The organism is Mesorhizobium sp. C268A (assembly GCF_040324475.1).
In the GTDB taxonomy this organism is placed as follows: Bacteria; Pseudomonadota; Alphaproteobacteria; order Rhizobiales; family Rhizobiaceae; genus Mesorhizobium.
The window spans coordinates 4967337-4983331 of sequence record NZ_JAMYVX010000001.1 but is presented as its reverse complement, the minus strand read 5'-3'; the positions used below and the strand labels follow the sequence as shown (position 1 = coordinate 4983331).

The 15995-nt window shown below is 63.7% G+C and carries 14 protein-coding genes and 1 pseudogene; 9 read left to right on the top strand and 6 right to left on the bottom strand.

What is annotated here, in order from left to right:
* Positions 1-35 precede the first annotated feature (35 nt).
* Positions 36-932 carry a LysR family transcriptional regulator gene (locus NKL06_RS24325; protein ID WP_023691627.1) on the bottom strand — a complete coding sequence of 299 codons (897 nt, stop codon included), beginning with the start codon at positions 930-932 and terminating at the stop codon, positions 36-38.
* A 145-nt stretch (positions 933-1077) separates the two neighbouring features.
* Here NKL06_RS24325 and NKL06_RS24320 point away from each other — a divergent pair, with 145 nt between their 5' ends.
* Positions 1078-2613 carry an MFS transporter gene (locus NKL06_RS24320; RefSeq protein WP_023691628.1) on the top strand — a complete coding sequence of 512 codons (1536 nt, stop codon included), beginning with the start codon at positions 1078-1080 and terminating at the stop codon, positions 2611-2613.
* A gap of 10 nt (positions 2614-2623) precedes the next feature.
* On the opposite strand, the gene NKL06_RS24315 is transcribed toward NKL06_RS24320, so the two are convergent.
* The 3 genes from NKL06_RS24315 to NKL06_RS24305 are packed head-to-tail and all read right to left on the bottom strand — an operon-like array spanning position 2624 to position 4886.
* A complete protein-coding gene (locus NKL06_RS24315) occupies positions 2624-2938 on the bottom strand; it encodes a nuclear transport factor 2 family protein (protein ID WP_031192978.1) in 315 nt (104 codons plus the stop codon).
* Positions 2938-3714: an esterase family protein gene (locus tag NKL06_RS24310; RefSeq protein WP_023691630.1), complete on the bottom strand. Its 777-nt coding sequence runs from the start codon at positions 3712-3714 to the stop codon at positions 2938-2940. The genes NKL06_RS24315 and NKL06_RS24310 overlap by 1 nt, the downstream gene beginning before the upstream one ends.
* A gap of 5 nt (positions 3715-3719) precedes the next feature.
* Complete coding sequence (locus NKL06_RS24305) at positions 3720-4886, bottom strand: ATP-grasp domain-containing protein (RefSeq protein WP_023691631.1); 1167 nt, start codon at positions 4884-4886, stop codon at positions 3720-3722.
* Between the two features lie 482 nt (positions 4887-5368).
* Between NKL06_RS24305 and leuA the strand changes: the two genes are divergently transcribed.
* The 4 genes and pseudogenes from leuA (at position 5369) to NKL06_RS24285 (ending at position 10616) form a co-directional block, all read left to right on the top strand.
* Positions 5369-7045 carry a 2-isopropylmalate synthase gene (gene leuA / locus NKL06_RS24300; protein ID WP_023691632.1) on the top strand — a complete coding sequence of 559 codons (1677 nt, stop codon included), beginning with the start codon at positions 5369-5371 and terminating at the stop codon, positions 7043-7045.
* A 193-nt stretch (positions 7046-7238) separates the two neighbouring features.
* The gene (locus NKL06_RS24295; protein WP_023691633.1) at positions 7239-9008 is read left to right on the top strand and encodes a tetratricopeptide repeat protein; all 1770 of its coding nucleotides are present in this window, start codon (positions 7239-7241) and stop codon (positions 9006-9008) included.
* A gap of 103 nt (positions 9009-9111) precedes the next feature.
* Positions 9112-9914: pseudogene (locus NKL06_RS24290) on the top strand (alpha/beta fold hydrolase).
* Positions 9915-9998: 84 nt separating this feature from the next.
* On the top strand, positions 9999-10616 hold the full coding sequence (locus NKL06_RS24285) for a hypothetical protein (RefSeq protein ID WP_023691635.1): 618 nt from the start codon (positions 9999-10001) through the stop codon (positions 10614-10616).
* Here NKL06_RS24285 and NKL06_RS24280 read toward each other — a convergent pair whose 3' ends face one another.
* Complete coding sequence (locus NKL06_RS24280; protein ID WP_023683636.1) at positions 10617-11543, bottom strand: metallophosphoesterase family protein; 927 nt, start codon at positions 11541-11543, stop codon at positions 10617-10619.
* Between the two features lie 71 nt (positions 11544-11614).
* On the opposite strand from NKL06_RS24280, the gene NKL06_RS24275 reads away from it, so the two are divergent.
* Entirely contained in the window at positions 11615-12115 is a 501-nt protein-coding gene (locus NKL06_RS24275; protein WP_031207879.1) for an NUDIX domain-containing protein, read from the top strand.
* Between the two features lie 16 nt (positions 12116-12131).
* On the opposite strand, the gene NKL06_RS24270 is transcribed toward NKL06_RS24275, so the two are convergent.
* Entirely contained in the window at positions 12132-13118 is a 987-nt protein-coding gene (locus NKL06_RS24270) for a glutathione S-transferase family protein (protein WP_023691637.1), read from the bottom strand.
* Positions 13119-13389: 271 nt separating this feature from the next.
* On the opposite strand from NKL06_RS24270, the gene NKL06_RS24265 reads away from it, so the two are divergent.
* The 3 genes from NKL06_RS24265 to NKL06_RS24255 all read left to right on the top strand — a co-directional run bounded on the left by NKL06_RS24265 (position 13390) and on the right by NKL06_RS24255 (position 15967).
* Positions 13390-13926, top strand: a complete 537-nt coding sequence (locus NKL06_RS24265; protein ID WP_023691638.1) for a GNAT family N-acetyltransferase — start codon at positions 13390-13392, stop codon at positions 13924-13926.
* 106 nt (positions 13927-14032) lie between these two features.
* Positions 14033-14794: a 3-hydroxyacyl-CoA dehydrogenase gene (locus NKL06_RS24260; protein ID WP_023691639.1), complete on the top strand. Its 762-nt coding sequence runs from the start codon at positions 14033-14035 to the stop codon at positions 14792-14794.
* A 6-nt stretch (positions 14795-14800) separates the two neighbouring features.
* Positions 14801-15967, top strand: a complete 1167-nt coding sequence (locus tag NKL06_RS24255; protein WP_023691640.1) for a CaiB/BaiF CoA transferase family protein — start codon at positions 14801-14803, stop codon at positions 15965-15967.
* Positions 15968-15995: the final 28 nt, after the last annotated feature.

The following is a 15995-nucleotide window of genomic DNA, read 5'->3' as shown; positions in this document are numbered from 1 at the left end:
GTCTTCGTTATCGCCGTCGGCCGCGAAGGACTAATTCAAGAGCCGCCCAGCGTCGCGGCAAGCCGGTCGGGAAGGAAATCGACGAAGGCGCGAACCTTCGGCGACAAATGACGATTGGACGGCCAAAGCAACCGGAACTGGCCGCGGCCGTCGACATGGTCGTCCAGCACCGTGCGCAGCAGGCCGTCACGCAGCGCCTCGCGGACCAAGAAATCGGGCATCGAGCTGATGCCGAGCCCGGCCATCGTGGCGCCCTTCAGCGCCTCCGTGTTGTTGCAGGTCAGCATCGAGCGGACCTGCGGCTCGGCGCTGCCGCCGATGAACGGCCAGCCTTGCAGCTTGCCGCTGTTGGGAAAGCGGAAGCGGATGCCGTAATGGTTCACGAGATCGTCCGGGCGGCTCGGGTTGCCGTGCTGCTCGATATAGGAGGGTGCCGCACACAACAGCAGCCGGAAGGGTGCAAGCGGCCGCGCCACCAGGCGCGAATCCGGCAGGTCGCCGCTCCGGATCGCGATGTCGACGCCTTCGTCGATGAGGTCGACGATGCGGTCATTGAAGTCAATGTCGAGTTCGATTTCGGGATAGCGCGCCATGAACTCCGACAGCACCGGGAACAGCAGGTGATAGGTCACGATCGGCGTCGAAACGCGCAGCCGCCCATGCGGTGTTTCGCGGCTCCGCGACAGCATCGCCTCGGCATCGTCGATGTCGTCGAGGATGCGCCGCACCCGCTCGTTGAACAGCTTGCCCTCTTCGGTCAGGCCGATGCGGCGCGTGCTGCGCTGAAGCAACCTTACGCCGAGATCCTGCTCGAGCCTGGCGACGCTCTTGCCGACGGCCGATGCCGAGATGCCGAGCGTGCGGCCCGCAGCGATGAAGCTGCCGAACTCAGCCGTGCGGGCAAAGGCCAGGAGCCCATTGAGGCGTTCCATCGGATCTCTCCATTCGAGCGTTTCAGTCCGATATATCTGGAGATTTAACACTATTTTTCTCTAGTGTCGCGGGCCTATCTTCGCATTACGACCGGCGCAGCAAGTTTGCGGCAGGCCGGCGGATCCTGGTTCAGATAGGAAAGCCATGACCTCGAAGACCACAAACGGCGCGGTCGCGCCATGGCTTGTCCTGTTGTCGGTATGCCTTGCCGCCATGACAATGCCCTTGACCTTCACCGGCCCGGCCGTCGCGCTTTCCCGCATTGCGGCCGACCTCGGCGGCAGCCCGATCGCGCTCAACTGGGTGACCAACGCCTTCATGCTGACCTTCGCCGCCACCTTGATGGCATCAGGCGCGCTGGCCGACAATCATGGCCGCAAGCGGCTCTTCCTTGTTGGCCTCGCCACCTATGTGCTGGCATCGCTGGGATCGATGTTTGCCCCTGATATCGTCTGGTTCGATGTGCTCAGGGCTGCGCAAGGGCTCGGCAGTGCCGCCGCCTTTGCCGGCGGCGCCTCCGCTCTTGCCCAGGAATTCGATGGGCCATTGCGGCTGCGCGCCTTCTCCTTCCTCGGCACCAGTTTCGGCATCGGCCTCGCTTTTGGGCCGATAGCGTCGGGCCTGCTCATAGATGCTTTCGGCTGGCGATCGATCTTCGTCTTGGTGGCAGTGCTCGCGATTGCAGCCGCTTTGCTCGGCCTGCGCACCATCAGGGAATCGCGCGATCCGGATGCGACCGGCCTCGACTGGGCGGGAGCCGGCACCTTTACGATCGCGCTGGCATCGCTGACCTACGGCATGCTGCAAGCGCCGCAGAGCGGCTGGACCGATCCCCTGGTGATCGCGCTTCTCGTGGCGGCCGCCCTTTGCTTTGCCGCTTTCGTCGTCGTCGAGCGGCGCGTGCGCCGGCCGATGCTCGATCTCTCGCTGTTCCGCTTTCCCCGCTTCGTCGGCGTCCAGTTCCTGGCGGCCGCTCCCGCCTATGGCTTCGTCGTCCTGCTGGTGCTGTTGCCTATCCGCTTCATCGGCATCGAGGGGATGAGCGAGATCAAGGCGGGGCAGTTGATGATCTGCCTGTCGGGACCGCTGTTGATCCTGCCACTGCTCGCCGGCCAGGTAGCGCGCTGGATCGCTCCGGCAACGATCTGCGGTGTCGGCCTGCTTGTGGCCGCCGGCGGCCTTGTCTGGCTGAGCCTGACACCGCCTGTCGTCGCAGCGCTGGTGGCGCCGCTGATCCTCATCGGCGTCGGCATCGCCTTGCCCTGGGGGCTGATGGACGGACTTGCCGTCGGCGTCGTGCCGAAAGAGCGTGCCGGCATGGCGGTCGGCATCTTCAACACCACCCGCGTCGCTTGCGAAGGCGTGGCGCTGGCGATCGTCATGGCAGTCCTGTCGGGTTTCACGGCAGCCCAACTGGCGGCTCAGGGAACGGCGTCTTCCCTGGATGCAACCGCCGCCGCGCAGCTGCTGGTGACCGGCAACATCGGCGAAGCGGCAGCCCGCTTGCCGGGTGCCGGAGCCACGGTCCTGGTCCAGGCCTATGAGATCGCGTTCGACAGGCTGCTGATCGTGCTGGCGGCAATCACCATCGTCACCGCCCTTGTCGTCTTTCTCGGCTTGCGCCGTGGATCGGCGGTGGAACACGAGACCATTGCTCTGCCGGTTTGCCAAGAAGGGTAGCTGAGCCGCGTCAGGAGATGACGAGGCTCGCTATGCGGTGGCCGTCGAGCACGAAGGTCATGTCACCCTCACCGTTGAAGCCATTGCCTTTCACGGCAATGCGGACGCGGTAGCTGCCCTCGACCTCGGCGATGCGGACAATGCGAAGATTGGACTTCACGCCGATATTATCCGACTGGTTCCAGCGCGCGATCTGCTGGCGGCCTTGGAAGGACCGCCCCCAGTCGGTCAGGGACGCGTCGGCTGTGAACGTGTGGAGAACGGCTTCGCTATCACCCGCATTGGTGGCCTCGATAAAGCGGCGGATAGGTTCGGGTGTGGTCATCAATCGAGCCGGTGCATCAGATCATCATCCAGCCAGCGGCCGAAGAAATAGACCAGCTGTTTGTGCCACCATGGCCAGTCATGACTGACATCGCCGCCCCAATAGTCGACCCAGGCGGGAATGGATTTGTCGCGCAGGATCTGTTCCAGCCTGCGGGTCTCGACCAGCATCCGCTCTTCCCAGGCGCCCTGCCCGCAGCAGAAGATCATCCTCAGCGCCTTCAGCCGGGCAAGCAGTTTTGGGTCTACGATGCCGGGCAGATAGTCGAGCGGCGAATTGTAGAAGATATCGCCTTCCAGCGCCTTGCCGAAGAAGTCGCCCGCCGAATAGACGCCCGACAGCGCGATGACGCCGCTGGCGAGTTCGGGAAAGCGAAAGACGAAATTCGTGGAATGATAACCGCCCATCGAACAGCCGGTGAACAGCGGCTTTAATTTGCGCCCGCCATTGGCTTGCTCAGCGGTCGCCAGAAACTCCGTCAGCGCCTCCTCGCGCACATATCGGAAATAAGCCTCATGGCGACCGATGCGGTGCGCGGCGCCGGCATGCTTGTTGAAGAACGATTCCGAATCGATGCCGTCGACCGCGAACAGCTGGATGCGGCCGGTATCGATGAATTCGGCCAGCGCTCCAACCCCCCCGGAATCCTCGAACTGGTAGAACCGCCCCTGCGACGTCGGGAACACCACCACCGGCCGGCCGGCATGGCCGTAGCGCTTGTATTCCATGTCGCGGCCGAGATTGCCGGAGAAACCCTTGTGATAGGAGATGTCCATCGCGTTCAAGCCTTTTCCGCGTGGATGTAGGCGACGGCCGCGCGCAGTGCTGCTTCTTCTTTCGAGCGCATCTGGTAGGCGTAATTTCCCATGGCGCGGCTGAAAACCTCTTCAATTGGCTGATGATGGACGATCTTGTCGCGATGCGCGGCTATCACGTCCTCATGGCTGTGCAAATAGTCGAGGCGCCGCTTGCGGCTGGCATAGGCGGTGAAATATTTGCCCTCGTAAGGCCCGCCGGCGGCATCCTTCACCACCATGTCCGCCCAGGCCGCGTAGACGTCGATGTCGAACGTGTAGTTGATCGCATCGGTCATCCAGGCGCCGGGCGGCCGCATGTTGACCTCAAGCGCGATGACGCGGTCGTCCTTGGTTTCGAACAGCTCGATGTGGAAGAAGCGCTCGCGCACGTCGAACGCTTTGAGGATCTTGCGGCCGGCTTCTTCGATCGCCGGTCGGACCTTGGGAAAGCAGGTGTAGCTCATGTGGCGGTCCTTGTTGACCACTTCCATGATGCTCTGGTCGTAGCGGTGGCTGGCCGCCAGCACCACCTCGCCGTCACGGTTGACCAGCCCATCGAAGGTCACCACCAGCCCCTCGATGAACTGCTCCATGACGAAGGTCACGTCCTCGGGCTTGTCTCTGAAGAACTGGTCAAGCTCCCTGGCGTTGGAAATCTTGAAGGTGTTCGAGGCGCCGGAACCGGAATCGGGCTTCACCACCACGGGATAGCCGACGCGGCGGATGAAGGTCATGGCACCGGCCCGGTCGGAGCATTTGCGCTGGGCGATGGTGTCGACGCCGCTCTTGCGAAAGAATGCACGCATGCGGCTCTTGCGCTTCAAATTCTTCACGAAATCGAGCTTGGTTCCGTAGATGTTGAAGTCGGTGCGGATGTTGGCCTCCAGCTCCAGCCAATGCTCGTTGAGTGACTCGAAGCGCTCGATCCGGCCCCATTTGTGGATGAAATGACCCATGGCCCGGAACACCGGATCGTAGTCCTCCATGTCGGCGATGCGGTAATATTCCGACAGGGCCACCTTCAGCTTGCCGTCCAGCGCCTCATAAGGCGCATCGCCAATGCCCAGCACCGTAGCGCCGGCCTTTTTCAGCCGGTCGCAGAAATCGGCGCCGTTGGCGGGAAAATGCGGCGAGAAGAAAACAAAATTCACGGATGATCCCTCCGACGGCGAAGCATTGCGGGCTCGGCTACACGCAAGTCTGGCGCATTTGCCGCGCATGGGGAAGAGTGCTCGCGAGTGGTGGAATGGCAGCCCACTTGCCTGTCCATGGCGGCTCCTGTATGAACCCCGCCATGAACACGCGCGTCTCCTCCGTCGCTTCCCGTCCGACCGGCTTTGCCGGCGAGACCGTGCGCGCGCTGGCATCGACCCTGCTTCTTCTCGGCCTTATCGGCGATCGCCGGGTTCGCTGAAGGAGCGCCCGGCGGTCGAACCGCCGCTTACGCGCACGCTCCTTGGCCAGTTCAGAAATTGGCAATTCACATCAAGCGAACGAAAATCTGATAAGGCGCTGCTCGCCCTGGAATCCGTCCGAAGACCGATCCGCGAGCCGCCGGGAGAACAAGACGATGAACGCACGAGAAGACATCCGCGCCGGCGAAGCCGAAAGCGTAAAACGCGCGGCCGGCCACATGCCGGGCGCGGCCCGAAAATACCAGCCCTACCCGACGGTCGGTCTCACCGACCGCACCTGGCCCAACAAGGTCATCGACAAGGCACCGGTCTGGTGCTCGGTCGATTTGCGCGACGGCAACCAGGCGCTGATCGATCCGATGGGTCATGAGCGCAAGGCGCGCATGTTCGCCCTGCTGCTCGACATGGGTTTCAAGGAGATCGAGATCGGTTTCCCCTCGGCCTCGCAGACCGATTTCGATTTCGCCCGCTGGTGCATCGAGGAAGGCAATGTGCCGGCTGATGTTTCGCTACAGGTGCTGGTGCAGTGCCGTCCCGAACTCATCACCCGCACCTTCGAATCTCTGAAGGGCGCCACCAACCCGATCGTGCATTTCTACAATTCGACCAGCGAGTTGCAGCGTCGCGTCGTCTTCGAGAAGGATGTCGGCGGTATCAAGCGCATCGCCACCGACGCGGCCAAGATGATCACCGACATGGCGGCCAAGGCCGGCGGCGGTTATCGCTTCGAATATTCGCCCGAAAGCTTTACCGGCACCGAGCTCGAAGTCGCGCTGGAGATATGCAACGCCGTCACCGAGATCGTGAAGCCGACAGCCGACAACAGACTGATCATCAACCTGCCCTCGACGGTCGAGATGTCGACGCCCAACATCTACGCCGACCGTATCGAGTGGATGTGCCGTAACCTCGACAACCGCGAGAACCTGCTGATCTCGCTGCACCCCCACAACGATCGCGGCACCGGCATCGCCACCACCGAGCTCGGCCTGATGGCGGGTGCGGACCGCGTCGAAGGCACGCTGTTCGGCAATGGCGAGCGCACCGGCAATGTCGACATCGTGACGCTGGCGCTCAACATGTACACGCAAGGGGTTGATCCCCATCTGGATTGCTCCGACATAAACCGGATGAAGGACGTCTACGAATATTCCAACCAGCTGAAGATCTCCGAGCGCCATCCCTATGTCGGCGAACTCGTCTACACCGCCTTTTCCGGCTCGCACCAGGACGCCATCAACAAGGGCATGAAGGCCTTGAAGAAGGCCAACACGCCGGTCTGGGAAGTGCCCTATTTGCCGATCGATCCGGCCGATGTCGGACGCAGCTACGAGGCGATCATCCGCATCAACTCGCAGTCGGGCAAAGGCGGCATCGCCTATGTACTGCAGGCCGATTACGGCCTCAATCTGCCGCGCAACCTGCAGATCGAGTTCAGCCAGGAGATCCAGGCGATCACCGACGCCGAAGGCAAGGAAGTGCCGGCAAAACGCATCCATGACCGCTTTATCGAAACCTATGTCGACCAGCCCGGCGCACGACTGAAGTTCCTCGACCATCACACCTATCCCGATACCGAGAAAAAGGGCCGGCGCGTGGTCGAGGCGGTGATCCTCGACAACGGCAAGGAGACGACAATCGCCGGCTCCGGCACCGGCCCGATCGACGGCTTCGTCGATGCGCTGTCGCGTCATGTTGGCGTCGACATGTCGGTGCTTGATTATTCCGAACATTCGCTCCAGCGCGGCTCGAACGCCTCGGCGATTTCCTATGTCGAGATGGAATATCCCGGCGGCAAGCTGTTCGGCGCCGGCATCAACACCAACATCGTCGCCGCCTCGCTGGAAGCCGTTGTTTCGGCCGCCAACCGGATAATCGGCCGCAAGGCCGGCTGATATTTTCCCGGGCGCCGAATGTCCGCGGCGCCCGGAAATCCCCCATTTGCCGAGGGAAATTCCGGTTTTTTGTGTCAACCACCGGCAACTATCCGGTGTGTTACGCGATCGCATAACATAAGCATGCTTGTATGGAAGTGCAGGCTCTATATGATTGCGCCTCAACCTGTGCCGACTTCGAGAGGATCGACACTTGCAGCATGCCACGCCTGCCGCCCCCGCAGTGCGCGAGACACTGGAGCGACTGCTCGCCAGCGAAACGTTCGGACGTTCCGAGCGCGCGCGCAAGTTGCTGCGTTATCTTGTTGAGCGCGAGCAGGCCGGCGAAGCCGACAGGCTCAAGGGTTTCTCCATCGCCATGGACGTCTTCGGCAAGGACGGCGATTTCGATTCGTCGACCGACGCCGTTGTCCGGGTGCAGGCAGGCCGGCTGCGCGAACTTCTCCAGCATTATTTCGCCAATGAAGGCATAGCCGAACCGGTTCGCATTGCCATTCCGCGCGGCGGCTACGTGCCGTCCTATGAGCTCAACGCCATACGCCTGCCGGTTGGGCAGGAGCCGCTTGCGGCGGCGGTAGCCGCCTTGCCCGGATCGCCCGACCAGGCGGCTCTTGACGCCGTTCCCGCTGCCGCGACAGCTTCGGGGGTTACAGAACCTGGGCCTTCGCTGGCGCGCCATCTCCAGTTCTTCTGGGTCGCCATGACGCTGGTCATTCTCATGCTGGGCGTGCTCATCCTGCGCCAGGGCAGCGGCGCATTGCTTGCCAGCAGCGATCCTACCGCGGTGGTCGAGACCGCGGGCGTAACGAGCAGCATCGCATCGCCGTCGATGGAGGCCCTGCCCCTCGTCTTCATCGCGGTGAAGGCCACCGGACCCGAGGCCGGCCGCGTCGCCGCTTCGCTGCGCGCCGGCCTTGCCGGTTTCGACACGATCGACTTCATCGGCCGCGACGCCGACAGCAAGCGCGATCCGAGCACCGACCCGACCAGCTTCGTTTTCGATGTCCTGCCGGGACCAATGGCAGGTGACGTGACGCTCGAACTGCAGAGCGTGGCGACCGGCCGCGTGCTTTTGTCCCGCAGTCTGACGGTCGCCGACAGCGCACCTGGCACCGTCGAGGATCGTATCGCCGCCATCCTCAGCTCGACCATTCCCGCCTCCGGCCCGCTCTACAGCTACATCGAACAGAACGGCATTCAGACCGGGCTGACGAGCTGCCTGATCCTCAACGACAGATACTATCTCGACCAGAGCACCAGGACGCACGAGGCTGCCTATCGCTGCCTGGACAAGCTCGCCGGCCAGGGTGCGAAATCGTCCTTGGTCTATTCGGAACTGGCCTCCCTGACCCTTGAGGCCGCCACCGATCATTACGCCTATCCGCCTGGCGCGACGGTCGATCAGGCAATGTCTTTCGCCCATCGCGCCATCCAGATGGGACCGACCAGCCCTTATGCGCACCGCGCCTATGGCTACCTCAACTCGCGCCTCGGCAACACCGAGGAATCGATCCGCTGGATGCGCAAGGCCTATGAGCTCAACCCCTACGACCTCGGCATGGCTGCCGCTTACGGCTATGGCCTGATCTTTGCCGGCAAATATGCCGAGGGAACACCGATCCTGACCCATGCCGTCGAGACGTTCAGCGGCCATCCGACATGGTGGGATTTTGGGCTTTTCGCCGGACAGTTCATGCTGGGCGACATGAACAAGGCCGCGATAGCCAGCGAGTCGCTGCGCACGACGGCGATGAAATCGCATTATCTGGCGGCGCGGCTGATCGGCGCCAAGGCTGCCGGCCGCGAACAGCTGGCAGCCAAGCTTCTGGATGAGCTGACCACCAAATTCCCGAAATTCGCCGCCGATCCGCGCGCGGCCTTCGCCGAGCGCAAATATCCCGCCGATCTGACCGACCGGCTGGTTGAGGCGCTGCGCGCCGCGGGCCTAGGCAACGCCAGCTAGTCTTTCCGGATCGCGAAAACTTTACTGGCCATCGGTCTGGACTGGGAGCAATCCAGCCTCGATTCGAATTTCCTCTCCAGTCTTGCAATAATCGCACATTTTCATGGTCTCATCCCTCTATGTTGCCGAGCGGGGCGCCGGGCCGAAGACGGTCGTCCTGCTGCATGGCTTCGGTGGTTGCCATGATATCTGGCGCGAGGTGACCGCGTCGCTAGGGCCCGATATCAGGACCTTGGCCTACGATCTTCCGGGACACGGACTGTCTCTCGAATTCCCTGGCAGCGGCCCGGCCAAAACAGCGGCGCGAGCGGTTCTCGCGGATATCGCCGCACGCGGGATAGCAAGGGTGCATGTCGCCGGTCATTCGATGGGCGGTGCGGTCGCCTCCCTGATGGCGCTTGCCGAGCCTGACAGGATAGGCTCGCTGACGCTTCTGGCGCCGGGCGGTGCTGGGTCAGAGATCAACGGACCGCTGTTGCGCCGCTACGCCGCGGCCGCCGACAGACGGGAAATCCGCGCCTGCCTTGCCGCCATGTCGGGACCGCGAAGCCCGCCGCCCGAACGCATCGTTGGCGTCCTGGCGGACCTACGCCGTCGCCCCGGCCAGTTGCGCAAGCTGATTGAGATATCGGCCGTCATGACCAGGAACGAGCGGCAGGGGTCATACCCCGCGAACAGCTGGACACCCTCGACATGCCGGTGATGGTGGTTTGTGGAACGGACGATCCGGTGCTGCCCTTTACCCAGGCTGATTGTCTGCCGGCGCATTTTCATATTCATCACGTGCTCGATGCCGGCCATATGCTGGTCGAGGAAGTGCCTGATGTGGTCGCCCAGGCCGTGCGCCGAAACATGGCACGCCGCGGCAGGCGCCTGCGCCCGACATTCGAGGCTGCGGCGAGCTAACTTACTTGCGCCCCGCATCTCGCCAGTGCATTTTGCCGCCGCCTGTGTTAACTCGCAATTAACCATATCAGCGAGGCGACGCCGATGAAGGACACTGGCGAAAACATCACCCCCATTGACACCTCCCGCAAACTGTCCGACGCCGTTCGCGATGTGAAAAATGCCTTCGCCGATCGCGACGATGTCGTGGTCGACATGCGCGAGGCGCACCGGATGCGGCTTGATCTGCTCGCCGCCGAGCTCGCCCCGGTCTTTGCCGACGTGCCCGCCGACATGGACAATTTCGACTTCGTCGTCTCCTCCGGCCTGCAGCCCCGCCTGTGGATCGACGCCGTCAGCCATGTCGCCATGGGGCGCGACCGCCGCACCTACCGCTTTCTCAGGGATACCCGCATCGGCCGCGTCGTGCTCGCCGAATCGACCGATATGAAACCGGTCGCCGATCAGGTCACGCGCTATGTGGCGGAGCGTATCGTCGAGCGCCAGCGCATGATGGAGGGCGGTGTCGAGCCGGCCGTCGCCGACCTGAAACGCGCCGCCGTGCCGGAAGCGGAGCCGCCCTTGCAAGCAGCCGCGCCAGGCAAGAGCTGGTCGACGTTCCTTTCCGGTCTCGGCTTGGTCGCCGCCGGCGCGCTTGTTGGCCTGGCGGTGGCGGCCGCGCTGTTTTGGGATCGCCTGATGGCGATGAAGATCAGCTTCTGATCAACGATCTGGAGGCCTCGGTGTCTGCGCGCCGAGTTCAATGACCTGCAGGTCCGATGGCGGCAAGGCCGGCCCGGTCAGGCCGCGCCGCGTCAGGCGAATCAGCCAATTGCCCTTCTCCCCGTCAATATCGAGCAGATTGTACTGTGCCGCCGGGTTCTTGCTGCCTGGCGACTGCCCGGCGGCGGCGACGCCGACGACCGGAATCCTGGCGCCGCGCCCGCCGATGAAGAACAGCGACGGCAGATGCGAATGGCCGTGCAGCACGAGTTCGGCGCCATGCCTATGAACGGTCTTGTGGAAGCGGGAGATGCCGAACAGGCGCTTTTGCTGGGCGACGGCGCCGCGCACCGGCGGATGATGGATCATGATCACCCGCAACAGGCCGCGTTTGTTCGTTGCGTCGAGCACTGTCGCCAGCCTTTGCGCCTGACCTTCGAGGAAGAAGCCGTTGGCCATGAACGGCGCCGTGGCGCGCGCCGTCGAAACGCCGATCAGCGCGACATTGCCGCGTACGCGCAGATAGGGAAAAGCGTTGCGGTCGATCGGCGCAGTCACGCCGTCGCCGCTCATCCACGCCGCCCAGGAGCGGCAGACCTTGTCGAAGGCGCCCGGCACATAGGCGTCGTGGTTGCCCGGCACCACCGAGACATCCTCCGGCGAACCCAGCGTCTCAAGCCAGTGCTTGGCCATCTCGATCTCGCCGTCGAGCGCCAGATTGACCAGATCGCCGGTAACGGTGAGGTGGTCGGGTGTGCTCGCCTTCATGTCGGCGACGATGGTGTCGATGACGGCATCGTGCATATGGCGGCGGCGGTTGCGCTGCCAGTTGACGTAGCCGACGACGCGCTTGGACGCGAGTTCGCGGTAGGTTACACCGGGAAGCGGCCCCAGATGGACATCGGAAATATGCGCGAGCCTGAACATCCTTCCTTCATAGGCGACGCGCTCCCCGCTTTCCACTCACTGTTTCCTGCCCATCCACGGTTTCGCTAGTCATGGCTATATCGGACCCGGAGCAGGCGTTTCGCCAGACCGGCTGGGCAGGCCTCAGGGCAAGGCTGTTCCATCTCTATTTCCTGATGCGGCGGCCGATGACGCTGGGCGTGCGCGGCCTGATCCACGATCGCGCCTCGAACACTGTCTTCCTCATCCGCCACACCTATGTTCCCGGCTGGCAATTGCCGGGCGGGGGCGTCGAAGTCGGCGAGACGCTCGGTGAGGCGCTGGTGCGCGAACTGGCCGAGGAAGGCAACATCGCGCTGACAGCCCAGCCGGTGCTGAAATCGATGCATTTCAACCGCCGCTCCAGCCGCCGCGACCATGTCGGCCTCTATCTCATCGAAACCTTCAACCAGACCGCGCCGAAACTGCCGGACCACGAGATCGCCGAAGCAGGCTTCTTTCCGCTCGACCGCTTGCCGCATGGCACGACGCCGGCGACGCTGCGGCGGCTTGCCGAGGTTTTTGAAGGCGAGCCGGTATCGCCGTTCTGGTAGGCTGTCAATCCGATGCTCACGCCGCCTGCCTGAACCGCGCCCGGTCGTGCGGCGCGCCATAGTCGAGCCCAGGCCCGACCGGCACGATGCGCGTCGGGTTGATGCTCTCGTGGCTGCCGTAATAGTGCATTTTGATGTGGTGCAGGTTCACCGTGCCGGCGATACCGGGCACCTGGTAGAGGTCGCGCAGATAGTTCGAAAGGTTCGGATAGTCGGCGATGCGGCGCAGATTGCATTTGAAATGGCCGACATAGACCGGGTCGAAACGCACCAGCGTGGTGAACAGCCGCCAATCGGCCTCGGTGACACGCTCGCCAGTGAGATAGCGCTGTTTTGACAGTCGGCCCTCCAGCGTGTCGAGCGCCGCGAACAGCTCGCCGAACGCCTCTTCATAGGCCGCTTGCGTGGTGGCAAAGCCAGCGCGGTAGACGCCGTTGTTGACGGCGGGAAAGACCAGCGCATTGACCTTGTCGATCTCGCCGCGCAGGCCTGGCGGATAGAAATCGAGAGCGGCATCGCCCCACTCGTCGAAGGCCGAATTGAGCATGCGGATGATTTCGGCGGATTCGTTGGAGACGATGGTCTCTTCCTTCTTGTCCCACAGCACCGGCACCGAAACCCGGCCCGAATAGGCTGGATCGGCCTTGGTGTAGATTTGGTGCAGGAACTCGAGGCCGTTGAGCGTGTCGCCGGTGGCGCCATCCTCGGCCAAAAACGTCCAGCCCTCAGCACCGAGGAAATGATGCACGACTGAAACCGGGATGATGTCTTCTAGCTTCTTCAGCGCGCGAAAGATCAGCGTGCGGTGCGCCCACGGACAGGCGAGCGAGACATAAAGATGGTAGCGTCCGGGCTCGGCCTTGAAGCCGCGCGTACGACCTTGCGCCGGCGCGCCGTCGCGCGTGATCCAGTCACGCCACTGCGTCTCGGCGCGGATGAACCTGCCGCTGCTATCGACATTGGCCGGACGGTCCTGCCATTTGCCTTCGACCAGCAATCCCATACGAAATCTCCTTGCGTGCCTTGGCCAATGTAGTCGCAAGGCGGCAATGTCGAAGCCGTCATCTGCTGAACAGAGCGTCACTCGTATGAAACGCCGGATGAAAACAGCCGATTGCAGCCGCCGGCAATTGATGCTAGCGGACACTCCGCATGTTCGATCTTGGCTTGATCCGGTTTGACCGACGACGAAAGGGCGCCCGCGCTTAGAAAGCGCTGACTGGCGAACGCTGCCGCTTGCAGCAACCTTTCCTCTTTATCGGACCGCGAAGACCATGAGCCTTGCCGACGTGAAATACCTGCCGGAAACTCCGGCGCATGATCCCGAAATCGAAGCCATCAACGACGAAGCCTTTGGCCCCGGCCGTTTCGTGCTGGCCGCCTACAAGATTCGCGAGACCGGCGGCCACGAGCGCTCGCTATCCTTTGTCGCCATGGATGGCGACATCGTCGTTGCTTCGGTGCGCATGACCCGCATCGCCGCCGGCGCCGGCCGCGCGCTGATGCTCGGGCCGCTTGCCGTGCGGCCCGCCTTCAAAAATCTCGGCATCGGCCGCCGGCTCGTGGCGATAGCGCTGGAGGCGGCCGCCAAGGCCGGCGCGCCGGCGGTGATCCTTGTCGGCGACGAACCTTATTACGGCCCGCTCGGCTTCAGAAAGATCCCCCGCGGCCAGATCTCCATGCCGCGCCCGGTCGACCTCGACCGGCTGCTGTCGCACGAGATCGTGCCCGGTGCCGTGGCGCGGCTCTCCGGCGAGGTCGGCCATGCCAACCTGGCCAGGATCGCCGAGCAGGCACCAGTGATGGCCTGAGCTCCAGGATCGGTCGCGGCAGCGGCCGCGATGGATCCCCATTGGTCAGGTTGCACCATGGCGGCGACCTCCGTAGCATGACCCGGAGCAGCACGGAGCACGCAGCATGAACCCGAACGGCCAGATTGCGATCGTAACCGGCGGCGGCTCCGGCCTCGGCGAGGCAACCGCCCGCGCGCTGGCCGACAAGGGCGCGCGCGTCGCCATTTTCGATATCGGCATCGACCGGGCATCGAAGGTGGCGGGCGACATTGGCGGCGCCGCCATCCAGTGCGATGTGAGCAGCGCCGACAGCGGTGCGGCCGCGCTCGCCGAGGTGGAAAAGAGACTTGGGCCAGCGCGCATCCTGGTCAATTGCGCGGGCATTGCCATCGGCTTGAAGACCATCGGCAAGGATGGTCCACATCCGCTCGACCAGTACCGCAAGGTGATTGAGATCAATTTGATCGGCACCTTCAACATGATCCGCCTCGTTGCCGACCGTGCCGCCAAACTCGAACCGCTGCAGGGCGGCGAGCGCGGCGTCATCGTCAACACCGCGTCGGTGGCCGCTTATGATGGCCAGATCGGCCAGGCCGCCTATGCCGCATCCAAGGGCGGCGTCGTCGGCATGACGCTGCCGGTTGCCCGCGACCTGGCGCGCTCCGGCATTCGCGTCTGCACCATCGCGCCCGGCATCTTCAAGACGCCAATGATGGCCGGCATGCCGCAGGAGGTGCAGGATTCGCTCGGCGCGGCCGTGCCCTTCCCGTCCCGCCTCGGCGAGCCGTCCGAATATGCCGCGCTCGCCCTGCATATCGTCGAAAACCAGATGCTGAACGGCGAAACCATCCGCCTCGATGGGGCAATCCGCATGGCGCCGAAATAGACGGCCATGGCGGCCGGCGCAGTGAAGACCGGTCCGCTGGCCGGCCTTAAAGTCATCGAGATGGCTGGGCTCGGCCCGGTGCCGCTGGCGGGGCTGATGCTGTCGGACATGGGCGCCGAGGTGCTGCGCATCGAGCGCACCGGTTCGGACCAACCCTTGCTGCCGCTCTCCGATGCGTACAATCTCGACCGTCACGGCCGCTCCATCCTGCGCGTCGACCTCAAGCAGGCCAAAGGAACGGAACTGCTGCTGCGCCTTGCCGAAAAGGCCGATCTGTTTGTCGAAGGCTTTCGCCCCGGTGTGATGGAGCGGCTTGGTCTCGGCCCGGATGCTGCATTGGCGCGCAATCCGGCGCTGATTTACGGCCGCATGACCGGCTTCGGCCAGGACGGGCCGCTCGCAGGTCGTGCCGGCCACGACATCACCTACCTCGCCTATTCGGGTGTGTTGCATGCCATCGGCCGGGAGGAAGGTCGGCCGGTGCCGCCGCTGAATCTGATCGCCGACAATGGCGGCGGCGCCATGATGCTGATCGCCGGGGTGCTTGCAGCGCTGTTCGAGCGCTCGCGCTCCGGCAAAGGCCAGGTGATCGACGCGGCGATGGTCGAGGGCGCTTCGATGCTGGCGGCCCCCATACACGCCTTCATGTCGGCAGGTCTGTGGAGCGACCGGCGCGGCGCCAACCTGTTCGATTCCGGTGCGCCCTTCTACGACACCTATGAGACGGCGGACGCACGCCACGTTGCGGTCGGCTGCCTTGAGCCGCGCTTCTTCGCCGCATTCGCAAGGCTGCTGCCGCTCGGCGAGGATTTTGTCCGCGGCCAATACGACAAGGCGTTGTGGCCGGACATGCGCGCGGCCATTGCCGACCGGTTCCGGCAGAAGACACGCGACGGCTGGGACGCGCTGTTTGCCGCAAGCGATGCCTGCGTGGCGCCGGTTCTGTCGCTGGCCGAAGCCAGGGATCATCCGCACAACCGGGCGCGTCACGCATTTGTGAAAGCCGGTGCGCTCGAGCGGCCCGCACCCGCGCCACGCTTCTCGACCTCGCAGCCGGCGCTTGCCGGCATGCCTGAAGATGACGATCAGCGACCTCAGACCGTGCTGGCGCGCTTCGGCTTTTCGACAGCCGAGATCAAAGCGCTTGTCAAAGCCGGCATGATTGGCCAATAACTGGATTTAGAAAATCAACTTACCTGGT